General features: G+C 58.0%; 19 protein-coding genes. All 19 read left to right on the top strand.

What is annotated here, in order from left to right; genetic code table 11:
- Window positions 1-541: 541 nt before the first annotated feature.
- Complete coding sequence (locus AEAC466_RS23165) at window positions 542-5,425, top strand: NAD-glutamate dehydrogenase (RefSeq protein WP_023456065.1); 4,884 nt, start codon at window positions 542-544, stop codon at window positions 5,423-5,425.
- Between the two features lie 173 nt (window positions 5,426-5,598).
- Complete coding sequence (locus AEAC466_RS23160; protein ID WP_023456064.1) at window positions 5,599-6,165, top strand: NifU family protein; 567 nt, start codon at window positions 5,599-5,601, stop codon at window positions 6,163-6,165.
- Window positions 6,166-6,837 (top strand): tRNA (adenosine(37)-N6)-threonylcarbamoyltransferase complex dimerization subunit type 1 TsaB, encoded by a 672-nt coding sequence (gene tsaB / locus AEAC466_RS23155; protein ID WP_023456063.1) that lies wholly within the window; start codon window positions 6,166-6,168, stop codon window positions 6,835-6,837.
- 2 nt (window positions 6,838-6,839) lie between these two features.
- Entirely contained in the window at window positions 6,840-7,283 is a 444-nt protein-coding gene (gene rimI / locus AEAC466_RS23150) for a ribosomal protein S18-alanine N-acetyltransferase (RefSeq protein WP_031237908.1), read from the top strand.
- 81 nt (window positions 7,284-7,364) lie between these two features.
- Complete coding sequence (locus tag AEAC466_RS23145) at window positions 7,365-7,778, top strand: Fur family transcriptional regulator (RefSeq protein WP_023456061.1); 414 nt, start codon at window positions 7,365-7,367, stop codon at window positions 7,776-7,778.
- Between the two features lie 149 nt (window positions 7,779-7,927).
- Window positions 7,928-9,295: a tRNA (N6-isopentenyl adenosine(37)-C2)-methylthiotransferase MiaB gene (gene miaB / locus AEAC466_RS23140; RefSeq protein WP_031237907.1), complete on the top strand. Its 1,368-nt coding sequence runs from the start codon at window positions 7,928-7,930 to the stop codon at window positions 9,293-9,295.
- Complete coding sequence (locus tag AEAC466_RS23135) at window positions 9,295-10,257, top strand: PhoH family protein (protein WP_023456059.1); 963 nt, start codon at window positions 9,295-9,297, stop codon at window positions 10,255-10,257. The genes miaB and AEAC466_RS23135 overlap by 1 nt, the downstream gene beginning before the upstream one ends.
- 49 nt (window positions 10,258-10,306) lie before the next feature.
- On the top strand, window positions 10,307-10,804 hold the full coding sequence (ybeY, locus tag AEAC466_RS23130) for an rRNA maturation RNase YbeY (RefSeq protein WP_023456058.1): 498 nt from the start codon (window positions 10,307-10,309) through the stop codon (window positions 10,802-10,804).
- Complete coding sequence (locus AEAC466_RS23125; protein WP_023456057.1) at window positions 10,797-11,675, top strand: hemolysin family protein; 879 nt, start codon at window positions 10,797-10,799, stop codon at window positions 11,673-11,675. The genes ybeY and AEAC466_RS23125 overlap by 8 nt, the downstream gene beginning before the upstream one ends.
- Complete coding sequence (lnt, locus tag AEAC466_RS23120; RefSeq protein WP_023456056.1) at window positions 11,668-13,332, top strand: apolipoprotein N-acyltransferase; 1,665 nt, start codon at window positions 11,668-11,670, stop codon at window positions 13,330-13,332. The genes AEAC466_RS23125 and lnt overlap by 8 nt, the downstream gene beginning before the upstream one ends.
- Before the next feature lie 153 nt (window positions 13,333-13,485).
- On the top strand, window positions 13,486-13,836 hold the full coding sequence (locus tag AEAC466_RS23115) for a helix-turn-helix domain-containing protein (RefSeq protein WP_444826213.1): 351 nt from the start codon (window positions 13,486-13,488) through the stop codon (window positions 13,834-13,836).
- Between the two features lie 164 nt (window positions 13,837-14,000).
- Entirely contained in the window at window positions 14,001-15,173 is a 1,173-nt protein-coding gene (gene metK, locus AEAC466_RS23110) for a methionine adenosyltransferase (RefSeq protein ID WP_023456054.1), read from the top strand.
- Window positions 15,174-15,257: 84 nt separating this feature from the next.
- Window positions 15,258-15,932, top strand: coding sequence for a tRNA (guanosine(46)-N7)-methyltransferase TrmB (gene trmB, locus AEAC466_RS23105; protein ID WP_023456053.1), 675 nt, complete (start codon window positions 15,258-15,260; stop codon window positions 15,930-15,932).
- Between the two features lie 105 nt (window positions 15,933-16,037).
- Entirely contained in the window at window positions 16,038-16,490 is a 453-nt protein-coding gene (locus tag AEAC466_RS23100) for a GNAT family N-acetyltransferase (RefSeq protein WP_023456052.1), read from the top strand.
- A gap of 145 nt (window positions 16,491-16,635) precedes the next feature.
- Window positions 16,636-17,235 (top strand): hypothetical protein, encoded by a 600-nt coding sequence (locus AEAC466_RS23095; RefSeq protein ID WP_023456051.1) that lies wholly within the window; start codon window positions 16,636-16,638, stop codon window positions 17,233-17,235.
- Between the two features lie 131 nt (window positions 17,236-17,366).
- A complete protein-coding gene (rimP, locus tag AEAC466_RS23090; protein ID WP_023456050.1) occupies window positions 17,367-17,981 on the top strand; it encodes a ribosome maturation factor RimP in 615 nt (204 codons plus the stop codon).
- Between the two features lie 9 nt (window positions 17,982-17,990).
- Window positions 17,991-19,649, top strand: coding sequence for a transcription termination factor NusA (nusA, locus tag AEAC466_RS23085; RefSeq protein ID WP_023456049.1), 1,659 nt, complete (start codon window positions 17,991-17,993; stop codon window positions 19,647-19,649).
- Complete coding sequence (locus AEAC466_RS23080; RefSeq protein ID WP_023456048.1) at window positions 19,627-20,313, top strand: RNA-binding protein; 687 nt, start codon at window positions 19,627-19,629, stop codon at window positions 20,311-20,313. Before nusA ends, AEAC466_RS23080 begins: the two co-directional genes overlap by 23 nt.
- A 153-nt stretch (window positions 20,314-20,466) precedes the next feature.
- Window positions 20,467-20,927: IF-2-associated domain-containing protein (locus tag AEAC466_RS23075; RefSeq protein ID WP_035428925.1), on the top strand; the 461-nt coding region annotated here is incomplete at its 3' end.

The following is a 20,927-nucleotide window of genomic DNA, read 5'->3' as shown; positions in this document are numbered from 1 at the left end:
GTTGAACCCCTTCGGGGAACACGGATTTACACGGGTTTCGCACACACATGTGATAAACGCCTGTCTGGCGACATCCGACACATGGTGATAGAAAATACATGCCGATGCGTGACTCTCTCGCGGATCGGTCCGCCGAATTTCGAGCCATGCCCCGCTCGCTATTCGTCGGCAAACGGTCAAAAACGAAAGCGACGAAAGTGCCCTTTCCCCCATAAAAGGTGCTTACGCCCAGGCCGCCAGTCCCCCGCCGGACTGGCGGCTTTGCTTTTTACAGCGCGTGTCCATGCTCAACCACGCTGAAGCGGCCCGGGTTTGTATACGGACCTGCATAAAGTGATCACAAAATCTGTAACCCCCGAAACTTTGTAGTGAAACCGGCACACGGTTTTGTTAAACATTGCGCGGCATAGTCGATGTCGATTTTTGCCGATTTTAAACGCCTTTTTCGGCCGATATTTAGACCTGATGGTGCAGACATAATAATGAATCGCGAACCGGCACCACCCGGGACCCGCGATCAGGATCAAGTGGAAATACGCACATGGATGCTCTCACGCCCGGCGACAGCCAAACCCCTTCCAAGGACACGCTTACACAGGCCTTTGTCGCTGCGCGCGGCGCAAAGGACTTTCTTCGGCTTGATGAGCACGAAAGGGTCTTCCTGACGCAGATACTGGAAGATTTCGATGCCGAGGAACTGCCGGGTATTGCAGCGGCTGATCTGAACCGGGTCATTGCCAGTTTCTGGGATTTGGCCGAACACCGATCGGGGGCCCAGACCCTGAAGCGCATTCGTCCGGTTCTGGACGCCAAAGGTCAGCCGACTAGCTATGATGTGGTTGAAGTCGTTCAAGGCGATGCGCCGTTTATCGTCGAAACGGTTATGGGTGAACTGATCGATCAGGGTTTGTCGATCCGATCGATGTTCCACCCGGTCGTTGTTACGCCACGGGACCTGAGTGACAAGCGCACCAAGGGGGGGGAGCCGGTCAAGGAATCGATGATGCTGATCTTCATCGAACGCCAGTCAGCTGGTGCCATGGCCGCGGACAGATATAAACAAATTGTGGATGGCGTCGAAAGCAGCCTCAACGACCTCAAACTGGCCGTGCGTGATTTTTCGCGCATGCAGAAATTGCTGGCCGAAGAAATCGCTGCCTTGGAAAAACAACGCGACAATCCGGCGATTGACGCGGCGACCCTGGACGAAAATCTGGCCTTCCTGCGCTGGATCGATCAAAACCACTTCGTTTTCCTGGGCGCCCGCGGCTATGCCTATCCGCGCGAAAGCGATGGGTCCTATGCTCGTGAAGAACCGCTCAATCAGATGCAGGAAGGCTTTGGCGTCCTGCGCGATTCGAACCGCGCGGTGCTGCGGCGTTCGTCGGAGCCGGCCGTCCTAAGCCAGCAGCTTATGACGCAGCTGGAAAATTCCGAGCCGGTCACGGTCGCCAAGGCAAATATCAAATCCCGCGTCCATCGCCGTATCTACATGGACTATATCGGCATCAAACGATATGGCGCCGATGGCAAGGCTTCGGGCGAGGTCCGCTTCGTCGGTCTGTTCACATCTGAGGCCTATGATCGTCCGGCGTTCGAAGTGCCGCTTATCCGTAAGAAGGCCGAACATGTCCTGCATGAGGCGGCGGCGCTGGGTCTGTCGGGCGGCTATAATGAGAAACGCCTGAAAAACATTCTCGAAACCTACCCGCGCGATGAACTTTTCCAGATGAGTGAACAGGATTTGCTGCGCATCGCGCGGGGCATATTGCACCTGTCCGACCGGCCGCGCGTCAAGCTGTTTACCCGCGCCGACCCTTTCGACCGCTTTATAAGCGTCATGTTGTACATTCCGCGTGAAATCTATCAGTCGCAGATGCAGAAGCAGGCGGGTGAAATTCTTGCCGCTGCCTATCTCGGCCGCGTATCGGCAGCTTATACCTATATCAGCGACTCCTTGCTGTCGTGCATTCACTACATCATCGGGGTCACGCCGGGCGACCACTTCGATCCCAATATCACAGATGTCGAAGCCGATATTGAGAACATCACCCGCTCCTGGCCGCAGAAGGTCGAGGCCCAGGTCCAAGGCACGGCCGACGTTCCCGGGGGCATTGATTGGATGGCTTGGGCCAAAGCCTTCCCGGCCGGCTATCAGGATCGCTACACCACAGGCGAAGCGGTCACCGACACAACCTACCTCAATGGCCTGTCCATCGATGCGCCGGTCAACCTGCGCGCCTACCAACGCCTGGAAGACGACAACAATCATTTCTGTTTCAAACTGTACACCCGGGCCGAAAAAGCCATTCCGCTGTCGGATATCTTGCCTGTCCTGGCCAATATGGGTGTCAAGACGCTGGAAGAATACGGCTACCACGTCAAATCGCCGGCCATAGGCTCATTCTGGGTTCACGAATTTATCCTTAAGCTGCCGCGCACCCACGCCAGCGCGTTCAGCGATTTCAAGACCGAATTCGAACAGACCTTGCTGGCCCTGTGGTACGGGAAGACCGAAGACGACGGTTTCAACGCTTTGGCGCTGACCGGTCAGTCCTGGCGCGAAGTCGCGCTTTTGCGCGCCTTCTGCCGCTACCGCGTGCAGTCCGGCCTCGACCCGAGTCCGGATGTGCAGCAGGCGGCCTTGCGTGACAATCCCGAAGTTGTCGAAGCCCTGCTGACTCTGTTCAACGCCAAGTTCGCCCTGGAAGCGCCGGAAAAGCAAAATTACGCTGCTGCCCGCGAAGCCAAGGTTACCGAAGCGACCGCACACATCGATGCGCTGCTGCAAAAGGTGTCCAGTCTCGACCACGACCGTGTGCTGCGCCGGTTGGCCGCGCTGATCGGTGCCTTGCGCCGCACCAACTACTTCCAGAAGACCGCCGACGGTCAGGACAAAAGCTATATTTCGCTCAAGATCGCCAGCCGTGAATTGGCCGACCTGCCGGAACCCAAACCCTATCGCGAAATCTTTATCTGGTCGCCGCTCGTCGAAGGTGTTCACCTGCGCTTCGGACCCGTGGCGCGTGGCGGTCTGCGCTGGTCGGATCGCAAGGACGATTTCCGCACCGAGGTCCTGGGCCTCGTCAAGGCCCAGCAGGTCAAGAATGCGGTTATCGTGCCGGTGGGTTCCAAGGGCGGCTTCTTCCCGAAGAAACTGCCAAAGACCGGCACCCCCGACGAGGTCAAGGCGGCGGCGATCCGAGCTTACAAAACCTTCCTGTGCGGATTGCTCGATCTGACGGACAATATCGACGCCAAGGGGCAGGTCGTGGCGCCGGCCCAGGTCATCCGCTGGGACGATCCCGATCCATATCTGGTCGTCGCCGCCGACAAGGGGACGGCCACCTTCTCCGACATCGCCAATAGCGTATCGGCCGATTACGGCTTCTGGCTGGGTGACGCCTTTGCATCCGGCGGCAGCGTCGGCTACGATCACAAGGCCATGGGCATTACCGCCAAGGGCGCGTGGGAAGCGGTCAAGCGTCACTTCCGTGAAATCGGCAAGGATATCCAGACCGAAACCTTTATCTGCGCCGGCGTCGGCGATATGTCGGGCGATGTCTTCGGCAATGGCATGCTTTTGTCGCAACAAACCAAGCTGGTCGCCGCCTTCGATCACCGCGACATCTTCATCGATCCCAATCCGGACCCTGCGGCTTCTTTCGCCGAACGTCAGCGCATGTTCGCTCTGCCGCGCTCATCCTGGCAGGACTACAATAAGGACTTGATCTCCAAGGGCGGGGGCATTTTCCCGCGCAGCCAGAAATCGATTCCCCTATCGCCGGAAATGAAGGTTTTGCTCGACCTCGAGGCCAATGAGGTTTCGCCGTTCGAACTGATGCAGGCGATCCTGAAGGCGCGGGTCGAGTTGCTCTATTTCGGCGGGATCGGCACCTATATCAAGGCGCCTGGCCAAGCCAATCTCGATGTCGGCGATAAGGCCAACGACGCGATCCGGATCGATGGTCCAGACGTCCGCGCCCAGGTCATCGGCGAAGGCGCCAATCTGGGCATGACCCAGGCCGGGCGTATTTCCTGCGCGGAGTCCGGTGTACGGCTCAATACCGACGCCATCGACAACTCTGCCGGGGTCGATTGTTCCGACCATGAAGTCAACATCAAGATCCTGCTGGGACAGGTGATCACTGCGGGTAAATTGAAGGCTGCGGATCGCGATGCGTTGCTGGCCAGCATGACCGATGACGTGGCGCATCATGTCCTGCGCCACAATTACGATCAGACCCTGGCCCTGTCGTTGCAGGAAGCGACATCGCCGCAAGATAATGCGGTCCAGGCCGCCTTCATGACCGGGCTGGAAAAGCGCGGACGGCTTGACCGCAAAGTTGAGGGCCTGCCATCGAATTCAGCGATGGACACCCGCCGGGCTAGTGGCCTAGGTCTCTATCGCCCGGAACTAGCCGTCATAACGGCCTATGCCAAGCTGGTCCTGTTCGACGACATCGTTGCCGGCACCGCACCGGACGACGCTGGTCTTCTACCCATCCTGGTCGGCTATTTCCCACCCGCCCTGCATGGCTACAGCGATGCCATTCGCAAACATCGCCTGCATCGCGAAATCATCGCGACCGTGGTGAGTAACGAAATCGTCAATATGTGCGGACCTAGCTTCGCTATGCGCCTGACCAAAAGCGCCGGTGTCGATACGTCGGCCCTGGTTCTGGCCTTCGAAGCCACGCGCCGCCTTTTCGGCATCACCGACCTGTGGAAAGAGGTTGACGCCCAGGACAATAAAATTCCGGCTGCAGCCCAATTGGCTCTGTACAGCGATCTGGCCAGCTTCGTCCGTCACCAGACCTACTGGATGGCGCGTCGCTTCGCCAACGGACCCCATGATCTGGCCGCTATGTTGAAGCCGTATGGCGACGGTATGACGACCCTTGTTGCGTCAAGCGCGGTCGCTTTAACGGACGGTGTGAAGGCGCAACTGGCCAAACGCGTGGCGGAGCTCGAAGTCATGGGCGCTCCCTCGGATCTGGCGGCCCGCGTCACCCGGCTCAGCGCCCTGCATCACGCCACAGATATTATTGATCTTGCGGCGGAAAAAAAGAAGCCGCTCGACAAGACGGCCGAACTGTACTTCCAGACCGGCGAACGCTTCGGCTTCGACAGCCTGCAAGCGGGCGCGGGCAATCTGTCGTCCGCCGACCCATGGGACCGCATGGCCACCCGTCGCCTGATCGAAGACGTTTTGTCCGAGCAGAAGACGGTGGTGAAAACCATGATGACAAGGATGGCGCCGTCGGAAATGCCTGGCGACATCATCAGCAATTGGGTCGAGGAAAACAAGTCGTTGATCGATCCATTGCAATCGATGATCGCCGACATGGAAACGGGCGGCTGGAGTTTCGCCAAGCTGACCATCGTCAATGCCCTGCTGCGGGAATGGGCGGCCAGGCTGTAGTCAGGCCTCTCCGCGACGCCTCTGAATTCCGCCTCCCGCCGCACGGTTGGGAGGCGGATTGCGTTTCACACAGCAATCACGCACAACAACCCTCTTGTCATCCTTACGGTTTGCGCCCATTTACGCGGAGTATTCACGAAAAGTCCGCCTTTCGATCGCCCCAAGGTATCGCCATGTTTATCCAGACCGAAGCCACGCCCAACCCTGATGTCATCAAGTTCATTCCCGGACAGGATGTGCTTGACACCGGAACGCGGGAATTCCGCACATCCGACGATGCCCAAAGCTCGCCGCTGGCCGAAGCCCTGTTCAGGATCGATGGTGTCATGGGTCTCTTTTTCGGCAGTGATTTTCTTACCGTTCGCCGTTCGCCGGAATCTGAGCTAATCTGGGCCCAGCTCAAGCCCCCGATCCTGGCGGCGATCATGGACTTCTATTCCTCGGGCCAGCCGATCCTGCGTGACCTCGTACAAAAAGACGAAATCGTCTATGAGGGCGAACTGGGTCAGATCGTCGCTGAAATAAAGGACCTCCTCGATACCCGCGTACGTCCTGCCGTGGCGCAGGATGGCGGCGATATCGAATTCGACCGGTTCGACCTCGATACCGGGACCTTGTACCTGCATATGCGTGGGGCCTGTTCTGGCTGCCCGTCTTCGTCCGCGACCCTGCGCCAGGGCGTTGAAAGCCTGATGAAGCACTACGTGCCGGAGGTAAAGACCATCGAGCAGGTCCTCTAATTGGACGCTCGTCTGGTCATCGACACCTCGCTCAATGCGTGCGGCCTGGGGCTGTTCGATGGCGAATCGTGTCTGTTTTCTTGTCATGAAGAAATGACGCGTGGTCAGCAGGAACGCCTCCCGGTCATGGCGCTCGACGCCTTTCGCGCGACCGGTATTGCCCCCCGCGACCTGACCGTCATCGGTGTCACCTTAGGACCGGGTTCATTCACAGGCGTGCGCGTTGGCCTGTCATTCGCCAAGGGGCTGGCGGCTGGCGCGGGCGTCGCGCTCAAAGGGGTGGGCACGCTGGAAGCGCTCGCCCGTCACGCGGCGCTGGGTGGCAAGGCGCGTATGGCGGTGATCAACGGGGGACGCGGACAGGTTTACGTTCAGTGCTTCGATGCTGAAAATGCGCACCGCGCACCGGCCACACTCGATCTTGCGTACCCCGAAGAGATAGCGGCTTTCGCAGCCAAAAATCCGATCGAAGTAATGACCGGACCGGCGGTATCTCTTCTAGCGGAATACTGGCCTGGAATGGCGGAATTCCCCCAAACGTGGCCATCGCTTGACGCCCTTTGCCGCCTGACCGTAGATGCGGGTCACGATGATTTGACCCCGCTTTACATGCGCGAGGCGGACGCCATTGCGTCCACGCGCGGCATTATAAGCCTTAACGAGTCCGCTTGAATATGACGACCATCCGCCAGCTCGACGCACCGTCCAAACAGCTGGAACATATTCATACACGCTGTTTCGACTACGGCTGGAGCGAAGGCGTCTTCGCTGACCTCCTTATCAAACCGCACCATCGCACCTACGTCTTCGATGTCGACGGCGAGATCGTCAGCTTTGTGGTCATGACGGTGGTGGCGGGTGAGGGTGAAATCCTGACCATCTGTACGGATCCGAATTTCCAGAAGCGCGGCCTGGCTCGTATGCTGCTGGAACAGGTCATTACCACCGTGCGCAACGAAGGCGCAGAATCATTATTTCTTGAGGTTGCTATCGACAATCCGGCGGCCTTGCGGCTCTACGAGTCCGTGGGCTTCAAGAAAACCGGACGGCGCAAGGCCTATTACACCCGCAAGGACAAGCCGCCGGCGGACGCGCACATTCTCAGGCTTGCGTTGTAGCGCGCAACATCTTACATCTGGCCGCAGCGGCGGAATGCCGCACAACCCGGAAATATATCTAATCCAACGGGAGCGCAGGCCATGGATCGCATCGAAAAGCAATGTATCGAAAAAGGCATGCGGATGACCGATCAGCGTCGGGTCGTGGCGCGTGTGCTCTCAGCAGCCGAAGATCATCCGGACGTCGAAGAGCTGTATCACCGCGCCGCCGCCGTTGATCCGAACATTTCGCTGGCCACCGTGTATCGCACCGTGCGTCTCTTCGAAGAGGCGGGCGTCGTCGAGCGGCATGATTTTGGTGACGGTCGGTCGCGCTATGAACAGGCCGGTGACGACCATCACGACCATCTGATCAATATCAAGACCGGCCAGGTCATCGAATTCTACGACAAAGAGATCGAGGCCATGAAGGAAGCCCTGGCCGAAAAGCTGGGTTACAAATTGGTCGGCCATAAGCTTGAACTCTATGGCGTGCCGATCGGCGAAGAAAAATAAGACCATTCAGGCTTGAGCGAACGCCTTGTCATGATTACCGAAGCCGGACCCGTTTGGGCCCGGCTTTTTTGCCTGTTTTCGAGGCCCACCGGATGCCTGAATTTCTGCCAACCCTTGAATTTCTATCCACAAACGACCATAACGCCCTGATGAACGATCACGTCCCTTTGAAGAAGCTGCATATCAAGACCTATGGCTGTCAGATGAATGTCTATGACAGCGAACGCATGATCGATATCCTGCGTCCGCTGGGCTATGAGGTGTCGGACAAGGCGGAAGGGGCTGATCTCGTACTGCTCAATACCTGCCATATCCGCGAAAAGGCTGCCGAAAAGGTCTATTCCGAAATCGGGCGCCTGCGGGAAATGCGCGAAGAAAAGGAAGCCAGGGGCGAGGGGCGCATGACCATCGCCGTTGCCGGCTGTGTTGCCCAGGCCGAGGGCAAGGAAATCATGAATCGTGCGCCCGCGGTCGATCTGGTCGTCGGTCCTCAGGCCTATCATCAACTTCCCGAACTGATCGCGCGGACGCACCGGTCGAAGGGTGAGCGCCTGTCCGCTGATTTTGCGCCGGAAGCCAAGTTTGACGCCCTGACGGCGGATCGCACCGTTTCCGGTCCGACGGCTTTCTTGACCGTTCAGGAAGGTTGCGACAAGTTCTGTACCTTCTGTGTCGTTCCCTATACGCGTGGCGCCGAATGGTCGCGCCCGATTGCCTCCATCCTGGACGAAGCTCGGGCCCTGGCGGACAAGGGTGTACGGGAGCTGACGCTCCTGGGCCAAAACGTCAATGCCTACAACGGCCTAAATGCCGACGGCATGCAATCGACCCTGGCGCGACTCATGTACGCCTTGGCGGATATTCCCGGCATCGACCGCCTGCGCTACACCACGTCGCACCCCAACGACATGGGTCAGGACCTGATTGACGCCCACCGCGACCTGCCCGCCGTCATGCCGTATTTGCACCTGCCGGTTCAGTCGGGTTCGGACAAGATCCTGCGCGCCATGAACCGCAAGCATGGCCGTCAAAGCTATTTCGACCTGATCGACCGTATCAAGGCGGCGCGTCCTGATCTGGCCCTGTCCGGAGACTTCATCGTAGGCTTCCCCGGCGAAACCGATAAGGATTTCGAAGATACGCTCGACCTAATCCGCCAGGTTGGCTACGCGTCGGCGTTTTCGTTCAAATATTCGCCGCGACCGGGCACCCCGGCTGCTGCCATGCCGGGCCAGGTGCCCGACACGGTTGCCGATGAGCGACTGCAAATCTTGCAGGCCCTGATTATCGAGCAGCAGCAGGCGTTCAAGGAAAATCTGGTTGGCCGGACGCTGGATGTATTGTTCGAAAAACGGGGCCGGCTGGAAGGTCAGGCGATCGGCCGTTCACCGTACCTGCAATCGGTTTACGTCGATGGCGCCGTGGACCTCATCGGTCAGATTCATCCGGTGAAAATCATCGCCAATGGCAATAACAGCCTGCGGGGGGCGCTGCTCACTGAGACCGTGGAGGCCTGATGGCTGCCGTCAAAGACGATTTTATTTCCCTCGCAGACCCATGTGTCCTCGCTGTGGTCGGTCCGGCCGAGCGCTACCTCGCCATGATCGAAGGCGCGTTCAAGGTGCTGGTCGAAATGCCCGGCGGCGGCCTGATTGTTTCCGGCGATGCGCGCGCGCGCCAAAAAGCCAAGGCGGTAATCATAGCCCTGGCCGATATGTATGATCAAGGCATCGACATCAGCGAAGTCGATGTACGGGGCCTGATCAATCAGCCTACGGCCGTCGAAACGGCAGGCCAGTCGGTTCCGTTCGACCAGCGCAACACCATCGTAATGGGACGGCGGGGCGCCATCGCCGCCAAGACCGCAGGTCAGGCGGCCTATCTGCACGAACTGGCAAACAACGATCTAGTCTTCGCCCTCGGTCCGGCGGGCTCGGGCAAGACCTTCTTGGCGGTGGCGCATGGCGTATCGCTGTTGCTGAAGGGCGCGGTCGACAAGTTGATTATCACCCGGCCGGCGGTCGAGGCCGGTGAGCGGTTGGGCTTTCTGCCTGGCGACCTGAACGAGAAGATTGATCCCTATCTGACGCCGATCTGGGGCGCGCTGGACGACATCCTCGGGGCACAAGCGCTCGCCAAGAGACGCGAGTCGCGTGAAATTGAAGTCGCGCCTCTGGCCTATATGCGCGGCCGCACCCTGTCCTATGCCTATGTCATCATCGATGAAGCGCAGAATACCACGCGTATGCAGATGAAGATGATCCTGACTCGCCTGGGTGAAGGCTCGAAAATGGTTGTCACGGGCGATCCATCGCAGATCGACCTGCCGAACCGTGGCGATTCCGGTTTGGTCCACGCCGTTCATCTCCTCGACAAGGTGAAGGGCGTCGGAAAGGCGGAGCTGCATGCCGAAGACATCGTCCGGCACGAACTGGTGGCGCGGATCGTGCGCGCCTACGACAACGAGTTCAAAAGCTGATGACTACACATATGAATCCTCTGTTTCATCTGGACAGATTGAGGTTGGCGTGAGCGAAAAAGTGGAACCCTTGATAGATATTGAGATCGAGGCGGACGATTGGCTGGACGTTCTGCCGGATGTTCAGGCGGTGGTCGAGGCCGGTGTAACGGCTGCGCTGAACGTCGTGGACATCAGCGGACAGGCCGATGTCGTGGTCCTTCTGACCGAGGACCGCGAGATGCGCGAGCTGAATAAACAGTACCGCAAGAAGGATTCCGCCACCAATGTGCTGAGTTTTCCGGCATCGAAGGACATGCAGATGCCGGGCATGACCCATCTGGGCGATATGGCCCTGGGTCTGGAGACCTGCGTCAGGGAAGCAAAAGAGCAGGGCAAGACCGTGAAAAATCATGTTCTGCACCTGACTATCCATGGCACTTTGCATTTATTGGGTTATGATCACATGACCGACGCAGAGGCTGAAGAGATGGAAGCGCTTGAACGTGACATCCTGAAGGCCCTCGGTGTCGCCGATCCTTACGGAACCGAACACACCCATGGCTGAGCCAGACGACTCGTCCAAGAAATCATTTTTCGCCTTTCTCGGCTTCAAGACAAAGGCCCAGGAGAAGGCAGAGCAGGAAGCCGCCGAACGGGAAGACAGTCCCGGCGCCAGCAATCTGATCGATCATGCCCGCGCCTTTCAGCGCCTGAGCGTCTACGACGTCATGACGCCGCGCGTCGATATCGTCGCCATCGAACTGTCCTCGACCCTGGCTGACGTGGTGCGTATCTGCGTGGAAAGCGAGCATTCGCGTCTGCCCATCTATCGCGACGGGCTCGATGATCCCGTGGGCGTCGTACACATCAAGGACATCCTGAAGCTGCTGGCGCCAGAACCGGGTCGGTCCGCACCCAATTGGGCGGAGCCCGTCCTGCACCGTCTGCGCCGCGAACTTCTGTACGTGCCGTCTTCCATGACGGCCGCCGACCTGATGCTGCGTATGCAGGCGCAACGCATCCATATGGCGCTGGTCATCGATGAGTTTGGCGGCACCGACGGGCTTGTGACGCTTGAAGACCTCGTCGAAGCGGTGGTTGGCGACATCGACGACGAATATGATGAGGCGGCTGACGAAGAAATGCGTGAACTGCCGAACGGTCAGTATGAGATCGATGGCCGTGTGGAATTGATCACCCTGGAAGAAAAGCTTGGTCTCAAACTTTATCCGGAAGACACTGAAGAAGAAATCGATACCCTGGCTGGTCTGGTTGCCGTTCTGGCCGGACGCGTCCCGCAACGGGGCGAAGTGGTGCCTTACCCTCAGGCGGGATTTGATATCGAAGTGCTGGATGCCGACGCGCGCCGTATCAAACGCTTGCGCCTCCATCGCCGGGTCCGTGAGACAGCCGACCTGACCGCTGCCGATGACTGATCGGCCGGCGGTTTTGACGCATCCGGCCCTGGCGCCGGTGCTTGCCTTCATTGGCGATCCGCGCAAACGGCCGCGTATGCTGGCGGCAATATCTGGATTGCTAATCGCCTTCGCGCAACCGCCGTTCGGCTTTCTGCCGGGACTTCTCGGGTATGGCCTTTTGCTGTACGCGCTTGAACGCGATCTCGGCAAATGGCCAAAACGCACAGCCTTTTTCATGGGCTGGGTGGCTGGTTTCTTCTATTTCTTCATTTCCTGCTTCTGGGTTGCTGAAGCATTTCTTGTCGATGCGGAAACCTATGGCTGGATGGCGCCCTTCGCGGCGACCCTGTTGCCCACGGGTATCGGCCTGTTCTGGGGTCTATTCGCCGTCATCTATACAAGATTGGCGCCGAAAGGTTTGTGGCGGTTCATTTTCTTTGCCTCCCTGTTCTCTATCTTCGAAATCCTGCGTGGCACAGTCATGTCCGGTTTTCCGTGGAATCCCGCGGGCTCGACCTGGAAAGCAGGCAGCGCCATGTCGCAGATGGCGGCCTATGTCGGCGTTTATGGCCTGGGTTTCCTGACGGTTCTGGCCTTTTCGGCGGTGGGTGTCGTCCGGCGCGGGAAGGGGGCCGCCGGCTACGCGCCGGTGGTCTTCGGAACCTGTATATTGATTGGTGCCTTTGCTGTCGGCCAGATGCGCTTATTGACAACATCCGTAAGGGATACCGGCTATGCTATCCGTATTGTTCAGCCGGCGGTCAGTCAGGCGGCCAAATGGGACAAGGATAACTTCCGTCATCTGTTCAATCTTTACGTCGGGATGAGCAAGGCGCCGCCGAAGCCGGGGCATGTCGCGCCGCAGTTGATCCTGTGGCCGGAAGGGGCCCTGCCGATCATGTGGGAGGACCTGACAGCCCAAGACACCTATACCTTGCCGGTCATGATGAACCTGCTGTCGGAAAACCAGTCGCTGATCATGGGGACGTCACGGCAGGAACTGACGCCCAAGGGCCGATTGGTCTATCGCAACTCCATGCTCATGCTGCGTAAGACCGGCGGGGTGACACGCGTCGAAGGCGCCTACAATAAATTCAAGCTGGTGCCATTTGGGGAGTTCACCCCATACCAGGACATACTCAACCCGCTGGGCATGTCAGCCCTGACGCACTTTGACGACAGTTTTACACCTGGCGACCGTACCCGACCGTACAGCTTCCCGGGAGTTCCAAGGGTTTTACCCTTGATTTGCTACGAAGGTATTTTTCCGAGCCTGGATATGACCACTTATAGACCAAACGACGCAATGCGGCCGAAATGGATACTTAACATATCTAATGACGCGTGGTTTGGTCCGACGACGGGACCGGTTCAGCATCTTAATCTGGCCAGCTATAGAGCAATCGAAGAGGGTGTGCCAATGGTCAGGTCAACTCCAACGGGAATATCTGCGGTAATAGATGCACTGGGCAGAGTAGTTCCGAATACAAAACTGGGTATGGGCGAAGCAGGCTATAGTGATGTCACATTACCTTACCCCGCGCATGTTACCGCTTTCGCTCAGCAGCGTAGTCTGATTATTATATTCATAGTATCGCTCTGCTTGTTCAGCGTTCTACTAGAAAGGGTTTTTCTGCAAAAAAACCCGCAGCCCCATAAAAAAATCTGGTTTTAATTGAACAGTTTCGCTATGCGATTGCGTATAATGTATGTTTTGGCGTGTCGGATCACTGGACTACAGCAAAATTAAGAGGCAAAATTGGAAGATAATTCTAAGGTGGAGCGTGGCCCAAACCCGGTGGATTTACACGTGGGTGCGCGTGTCAGAATGCGTCGTAAATTCTTGGGCATGAGTCAGGAAGGCTTGGCGGAAACGATCGATTTGACGTTTCAGCAGGTTCAAAAGTACGAGCGTGGCTCAAACCGTATCAGCGCTTCCAAGCTTTATGAAATTTCCAAAGCGCTCAAAGCGCCGGTTGCCTATTTCTTCGAAGGCTATGGCGAAAACGAAGGCTTGGAAGGATTTTCGGAATCCGAATCCGAACAATTTGTCCATGGTTTCCTGATGACGACCGAAGGCATCGAATTGGCTGAGGCTTTCCCGCGTATCAAGAACGCTAAGCACCGCCGTCGTATTCTGGAACTGGTGCGCGCCTTGGCCGAAGAAGAAGGCGCCTGAGACGCGGTTTCTTAACTCATTAAAAAACCCCGCCCTGTTAAAGGCGGGGTTTTTTTGTTTGGTGCGATGTGAACCGTCAATTGCGGATGGACGTATTATCTTCTTGATCATATAAACATATCTTTATATGGTTATGCAAAATCTGCTGCAGAGAGAGTTCGTCCATGCGCTCAAATTACATCTTCACCAGCGAAAGCGTGTCGGAAGGACATCCCGACAAGGTCGCTGATCGTATTTCTGACGTCGTCGTCGATGCCTTTCTGTCGAACGACCCCGAAGCCCGCGTGGCGTGCGAAACCCTGGTGACTACCAATCGCATCGTTCTGGCCGGTGAGGTGAGAGCGGGCGATGACCAGATCCGTGAGATTATCGAAGGCCTTGAAGACAAGGTGCGCGAGGCCGTCAAGGATATCGGCTACGCGCAAAAAGGCTTCCATTGGGCCATGGCCGATTACGCCTGCCACTTGCATGCGCAATCGAGCGACATCGCCATGGGGGTCGACTCTTCAGGCAATAAGGACGAAGGGGCTGGCGACCAGGGCATCATGTTCGGTTACGCGACCGACGAAACGGCAGAGCTGACGCCGGCGCCGCTGCAATGGTCGCACAACATCCTGCATCGCCTGGCCGAGGTACGCCATGCCGGCGAGCATCGTCTGGAGCCGGATGCCAAAAGCCAGGTGACCGTCCATTATGAGAATGGCAAGCCGTCGCGCATCTTGAAGGTGCTGATCTCGCATCAGCATCAGGAAGGCCTGACGCCCCAGGATGTTGAAGCCATCATCAAGCCCTATGCCCTTGAGGTTCTGCCTGCTGGCATGGTTGATGAAAATACAGAATGGCTGGTCAATCCCACGGGTAATTTCGTCATTGGCGGTCCCGATGGCGACGCCGGCCTGACCGGCCGTAAGATCATCGTCGACACCTACGGCGGCGCGGCGCCCCACGGCGGTGGCGCCTTCTCCGGTAAGGACCCGACCAAGGTTGACCGTTCGGCGGCCTATGCTTTGCGTTATCTGGCCAAGAACGTTGTCGCGGCCGGCCTGGCCAAGAAATGTACGCTTCAGGTATCCTACGCCATCGGCGTATCGCATCCGCTGTCCTTCTACGTTGACACCCATGGCACGGGCCAGGTCGATGAGGAAAAGCTGGAAAAAATCCTGCCCGAACTGATCGGCGGCCTGACGCCGAAGTCTATTCGCCTGCATTTAGGCCTCAATCGTCCTATCTATGAGCGCACCACGGCCTATGGCCATTTCGGCCGCACGCCCGATAGCGACGGCGGATTCAGTTGGGAAAACACCGATCTGGTCGATCAGCTCAAGGGCGCCTTCTAGGCGTTTGCCTGAATTCAGTCTGGCAAAAAAACGAGAGGGAGTTATACGGACGCGTATAGCTCCCTTTTTCGTCTCTCAGGTGTCATGTCAGAAGATACTCCCAAATTCCTGATGCGCTCGTTCGGCCGCGTCAAGTCGCGTAAGATCAAGCCGCAACAGGCCAGCCTGTTCGATACGCTTCTGCCGGGCATCGAAGCCAATCCGGTGCGGGTTTCTGCCCTGCTGGCCTCCGGTCGGTCGGTGTGGCTGGAAATAGGCTTTGGTGGCGGCGAACATCTGGCGGCGCAGGCCGCCAACCATCCGCACGTCGATATTATTGGCTGCGAACCTTTTCTCAATGGCGTCGGTTCTGCCCTGCGCCATATCGACGATGGCCATCTCACCAATGTGTCGATTTTGGCCGAAGACGCCCGGCCACTCCTGGACAGTCTGCCTGACGCCAGCCTGGAGCGGATTTTCATCCTGTTTGCCGATCCGTGGCCGAAAGCGCGCCACAACAAGCGCCGTTTTATCCAGCCGGAAACCGTCGCCGCCTTTGCCCGCGTCCTGAAGCCAGGCGGCAGCGTACGTTTCGCCACAGACTGGGCCGACTATGCCGATTGGGCGTTGCAACGGTTTCTCGCCAATGCGGATTTTGACTGGACGGCACAGAGCCAGGCCGATTGGAATACGCCGCCGGCGGATCACGTCACCACGCGCTACGAAACCAAGGGCCTTGGCGACTGCAAACCCGTATTTTTCGATTTTTACCGCAAATAGAAAGCGCTCGAACGGCTTTGTGCCATCCCGCCAATCGCTTTTTCCGAAAGTTATCGCCGCGGTGGGGTGCCCCTATCGCAGCACCCAAACGCATAGGGCTTACAGATGAAGGTGCGAATAGTCGAACGGGACGATATTCCCCAGTTGCTTCAGCTTTATCGTCACCTGAACCCCGGTGACAAAGAAATGACTGCGTCGGAAGGGCAGAACAGGTGGGAACTGCTTAGGCGTTATCCGGGAAGCAACGTCTTCGGAGGTTACGTGGGTGAGGTTATCGTCGCCACTTGTACGCTTGTGGTCATCCCCAATCTGACACGCGGCGGAGCCCCGTACGGTTTAATTGAAAACGTTGTGACCAGCCCGGCCCACCGGAGGCGGGGGTATGGAAAGGCCGTTCTGAGCGAAGCTATAGACGCGGCATGGCAGGCAGGCTGCTACAAGGTCATGTTGCTCACAGGCTCAAAACAGCCCGGTACATTGAAATTCTACCACGACGTCGGTTTCGAACAGAGCAAGACAGGCTTCCAAATTCGGCGCATTCCGCCTCGGGCCTCGTAATACACCCAAAAATGACATGCCCTACCTTCGATGGCGGAGGGCCTAAGCTTTTACGCGGAGGTTCGGTTTGGCAACCCACTAGCCAAGCTGGCAAAATTAAGACATTGTTAACTTTCGTCTTGGGGGCGTGGCGGGGGCGTAGCGTATGGAACGGGTTCATAAAATATCGGCAGGGTTCGTCTTTGCCTTTTTGGTTCTGCATTTTTCTAATCATTTCATAGGCTTATTGGGCATTCCGGCGCACGCGCAGTTCATGGACGCGGCCCGCCTGGTATACCGGCATCCCGTCGTGGAAATGGCTGTCATGCTGGCTTTCCTGGTCCAGATCGTCACAGGCGTTCCCCTGATCCTCGAAATCTGGGCGAAGCGAAAGGACTTCATCCATCAATTACAGGCCGCGTCGGGCCTGATTATGGTGCTGTTCATTTTGCTGCACGTCGCCTCAATCGCCATGGCGCGGCTGGTCTTTAATCTCGATACCAACTTTGATTTCGCTGCCGCCGGTTTTGTGGCGCCGTGGACCTGGGCGGGCTATGGCTTTTACGGCGCGGGCGTGTTTGCCCTGTTCACCCATTTCGGCTGCATCTTTTACGACGTCTTCAAGAAGAGCAACAAACCGGTCGGCTGGCTATTGCTCATTGTCACCGTGGGGCTTGGCGGTTATCTGACCTACCTCCTGCTGGCCATGTATTCCGGGCACCTCTATCCGGTCGTGGCGCCGGAAGCCTATCGCGTGTCGGTATAGCCCGCTGATTTTATTTCTCTTGGCAAACGAAAGAAGCGGGACTATATAGCTGTCAACAATGTCCGATTGCCGAAAGGCAGCGGCGGCGGCCATCGGCCTGCCGCCTTTTTTATTACCAAAAAGACCTGCACGTGCGCGCCAAAACGACTGAAGACCGTAAGCTGATTGAAATCTTCGACCCCATCGCCGAAACGCTGGGCCTCGATATCGTGCGTGTGCGCCTGCAAGGCTCAAGCAAGCCGGGCGGTTCGCGCCGGCTTCAGGTCATGGCCGAACGCAAGACGGACGGCGATATCAATGTCAATGAATGCGCCCGCCTGTCGCGCGCCATTTCGGCCTATATGGACGAAGCCGATCCGATTTCCGGCGAATATATGCTTGAAGTGTCGTCGCCGGGCATCGACCGTCCGTTGACGCGTTTGAAGGATTTCGAAACCTACGAAGGCCTTGAGGCGCGTATTGAGCTTGATCGCCTGGCTGAGGGGCGCAAGCGCTTCCGCGGGATTGTTGCCGGTGTCGAAGACGATCACATCGCCGTCGATCTGGAGGGCGAGGAAGAAACGGCTCTGATCCCCTTCGCCTGGGTGGTCGACGCCAAGCTTATCCTCAACGACGAGCTGTTGAAACGTGGCGCCGAAGCCCGTGCCGCGCGCGGCGACGATGAGGACGAAGACGAAGAATTTGATGACGATTTCGAGGACGAAGATGACCTCGATGACGATCAACCTGCCAACGACGAAAAATAAGGAACTCACATGAGCTTCACCGGTATCAGCGCCAACCGCCAGGAACTGCTGCAGATCGCAGAGGCTGTCGCGCGTGAAAAGTCGATCGACAAGTCCGTGGTCATCGCCTCCATTGAAGAGGCGATCCAGAAGGCAGCCCGCTCGCGTTACGGCGCCGATCATGACATCCGCGTCTTCATCGATCCGAAGTCGGGCGAAATGACCATTACCCGCTACGTCACCGTGGTAAATGACGACGAGCTGGAAAACGAATATGCCCAACGCTCGCTGAGCGATGCTCTGCGCACCGATAAGGAAGCCTTTGTCGGTAAGGAATATTCCGAAATCCTGCCACCGTTTGAACTGGGCCGCGTCCAAACCCAGATGGCCCGCCAGGTCGTGACCCACAAGGTGCGCGAAGCCGAGCGCGAACATCAGTACGAAGAATTCAAGGACCGGGTCGGCGATATCGTCAACGGCACGGTGAAGCGCGTCGAATACGGCAATGTCATTGTCGATCTCGGTAAGGGCGAAGGCATTATGCGCCGCGATCAGTCGATCCCGCGCGAAGCCTTCCAGGTCAATGACCGTATCCGCGCCTATATCTATGATGTGCGTCGTGAAACCAAGGGCCCGCAGATCATGCTGTCGCGTGCCCATGGTGGCTTTATGGCCAAGCTGTTCGCGCAGGAAGTGCCCGAAATCTATGATAACGTGATCGAAATCAAGTCGGTCGCACGTGATCCGGGATCGCGCGCCAAGATGGCCGTTCTGTCGAACGACAATTCGATTGATCCGGTCGGCGCCTGCGTCGGTATGCGCGGTTCGCGCGTTCAGGCGGTCGTCGCCGAATTGCAGAACGAAAAAATAGATATCATCCAGTGGTCGCCCGATGAAGCCACCTTCATCGTCAACGCCCTGGCCCCGGCCGAAGTGTCGAAGGTTGTTCTGGATGAAGAAGAAGACCGCGTCGAAGTGGTCGTGCCGGACGAACAACTGTCCCTCGCCATTGGTCGTCGTGGGCAAAATGTCCGCCTCGCTTCCCAATTGACGGGCTGGCAGGTCGATATCATCACCGAATCTCAGGACAGCGAGCGTCGCCAGAAGGAATTCGCCGAACGCACCGCCCTGTTCCAGGAAGCGCTCGACGTTGACGAAGTCATCGCCCAGTTGCTGGTCACCGAGGGCTTTACCTCCATCGAAGACCTTGCCTTTGTCGATGAAAACGAAATCGCCGTCATCGAAGGCTTTGACGAAGATACCGCCTCCGAGCTTCAAGCCCGTGCGCGTGACTTCCTTGAGCGCGAAACCGCTGAGCAGGACGCCAAGCGCAAAGCGCTGGGCGTTGAAGACGGTGTGCTGGACATCAACGGCGTCACCATGCCGATGGCGGTTGCTCTGGGCGAAGCCGGTGTTAAGACGATCGAAGACCTGGCCGACCTGGCGACCGACGAAATCCGCGGCGGGTTCGAGCAGCGCGGGGGTGAACGCGTTCGCGTTCCGGGCGCGCTGGAATCGTTCAATCTGTCCGTAGGCGATGCCGAAGCCCTGATCCTCAATGCCCGCGTCGCCGCCGGCTGGATCGAGGCTCCTGTCGTCGAAGAAGAGGCTTATGAGGAAGCCGGCGCCTCAGACGAGGCTGGTAATTTTGAAGAGGAGGGCGAAAATGTCGCCACCTCCGAACAATGAGCCCGCGCCACTAACCGACACCGATGATGCGCTGGTCCTGGGCGAAAGCTCAAAGGGCCAGCCTCAGCGCCGCGATATCGCCAGCGGTGAGACCGTTCCAACCGACGGTCTCATCCGCTTTGTCGTGTCTCCGGACGGAATGCTAACGCCCGATATCGCCCACAAATTGCCCGGGCGGGGCTTATGGGTCGCTGCAGAGCGTGGCGCTCTTGAAATTGCGCTGAAAAAGAACATATTCAGTCGTGCGGCCAAACGACCGGTGAAGGCCGAACCCACCCTTGTGCCCCTTGTTCACGACCTTCTGCGTCGCCGCTGCCTTGATCTTCTCGGTTTGGCGCGACGCGAAGGCGGTATCGTCAACGGCTTTGAAAAAGTGCTGGCCAATGTCAAATCGGGCAAGGCCGCCTGGGTCATAGATGCCTCTGACGGTGCCGAAGACGGCCGCAAACGCATATTATCGGCGGTTGCGGCACAAACGCACTCGCCAAACGTCTGCGGAAGCTTTAGTAACGCCGAATTAAGTTTGGCTTTGGGCACGGAAAATGCCATACACGTCGCACTCCTGTCGGGGCGGCGCGTGAAGCGTTGGTCTTTAGAGATGAAAAGACTGTCGGGTTTCGAAACTCTTATCCCGGAAGGGTGGGGTCGAAGACCGGAGCCATAAGGCGCATTCGTTGCGCGAGACTGTGAGTGTTGGTCTTCTCTGCCACGCTCAATTTCGACGGCTGATGGTATATCGGGCGTTGGAAAGACATATTTTTGAAACAGAAATCCGGCAACAGGGCCAGATTTCCCAAGGGTTAGTAAGACGAGCCGGATGAGCGACGGAAAAGACGATAAGAACAATGACACCCCCCGTAACGACGGATCACGTGAGCGCGCGCCGCTGACGTTGAAGCCGCGTGTCGGCGGCAATGTTTCGACGGGCACCGTCAAGCAAAGTTTCAGCCATGGCCGCTCCAAGACGGTGGTCGTGGAAACCAAGCGCCGCATCGGTGCCCCGCCCGCCAGCGGAGGCGCCGCCGGTCACCAGCGTCCAGCCGCGCCGGAAGTTAACCGTCCGCAGCAAAGTCAAGCGCCGCGCCCTTCGGGTCAGCCGCAACGGACAGCGCCCGGTGGTCTGCGTCAGGAAGAGCAGGACGCCCGCCAGCGTGCCATCGCCGCTGCCTTGGCCGATCAGGAACGCCGGGCTGCGGAAGCACGTGCCGCCGCAGCGCGCGCCGAAGCCGCCAAGCCAGCCCCGGCCCCTGTTGTGCCTCAGGCACCGCAGCCAGCAGC

The organism is Asticcacaulis sp. AC466 (assembly GCF_000495815.1).
Classification (GTDB): Bacteria; Pseudomonadota; Alphaproteobacteria; order Caulobacterales; family Caulobacteraceae; genus Asticcacaulis.
The sequence above is the reverse complement of the archived record's forward strand: the minus strand, read 5'-3'. Positions and strand labels throughout refer to the sequence as shown.

Bases quoted from the DNA above. Each gene is read 5' to 3' on its own strand.
- nusA (WP_023456049.1), top strand. From the start codon at position 17,991: ATGAGCTTCACCGGTATCAGCGCCAACCGCCAGGAACTGCTGCAGATC.
- miaB (WP_031237907.1), top strand. From the start codon at position 7,928: ATGAACGATCACGTCCCTTTGAAGAAGCTGCATATCAAGACCTATGGC.
- rimI (WP_031237908.1), top strand. From the start codon at position 6,840: ATGACGACCATCCGCCAGCTCGACGCACCGTCCAAACAGCTGGAACAT.
- AEAC466_RS23125 (WP_023456057.1), top strand. From the start codon at position 10,797: ATGGCTGAGCCAGACGACTCGTCCAAGAAATCATTTTTCGCCTTTCTC.
- AEAC466_RS23080 (WP_023456048.1), top strand. From the start codon at position 19,627: ATGTCGCCACCTCCGAACAATGAGCCCGCGCCACTAACCGACACCGAT.
- AEAC466_RS23100 (WP_023456052.1), top strand. From the start codon at position 16,038: ATGAAGGTGCGAATAGTCGAACGGGACGATATTCCCCAGTTGCTTCAG.
- AEAC466_RS23095 (WP_023456051.1), top strand. From the start codon at position 16,636: ATGGAACGGGTTCATAAAATATCGGCAGGGTTCGTCTTTGCCTTTTTG.
- AEAC466_RS23135 (WP_023456059.1), top strand. From the start codon at position 9,295: ATGGCTGCCGTCAAAGACGATTTTATTTCCCTCGCAGACCCATGTGTC.
- AEAC466_RS23165 (WP_023456065.1), top strand. From the start codon at position 542: ATGGATGCTCTCACGCCCGGCGACAGCCAAACCCCTTCCAAGGACACG.
- trmB (WP_023456053.1), top strand. From the start codon at position 15,258: ATGTCAGAAGATACTCCCAAATTCCTGATGCGCTCGTTCGGCCGCGTC.
- metK (WP_023456054.1), top strand. From the start codon at position 14,001: ATGCGCTCAAATTACATCTTCACCAGCGAAAGCGTGTCGGAAGGACAT.
- lnt (WP_023456056.1), top strand. From the start codon at position 11,668: ATGACTGATCGGCCGGCGGTTTTGACGCATCCGGCCCTGGCGCCGGTG.
- AEAC466_RS23160 (WP_023456064.1), top strand. From the start codon at position 5,599: ATGTTTATCCAGACCGAAGCCACGCCCAACCCTGATGTCATCAAGTTC.
- AEAC466_RS23145 (WP_023456061.1), top strand. From the start codon at position 7,365: ATGGATCGCATCGAAAAGCAATGTATCGAAAAAGGCATGCGGATGACC.
- AEAC466_RS23115 (WP_444826213.1), top strand. From the start codon at position 13,486: ATGCGTCGTAAATTCTTGGGCATGAGTCAGGAAGGCTTGGCGGAAACG.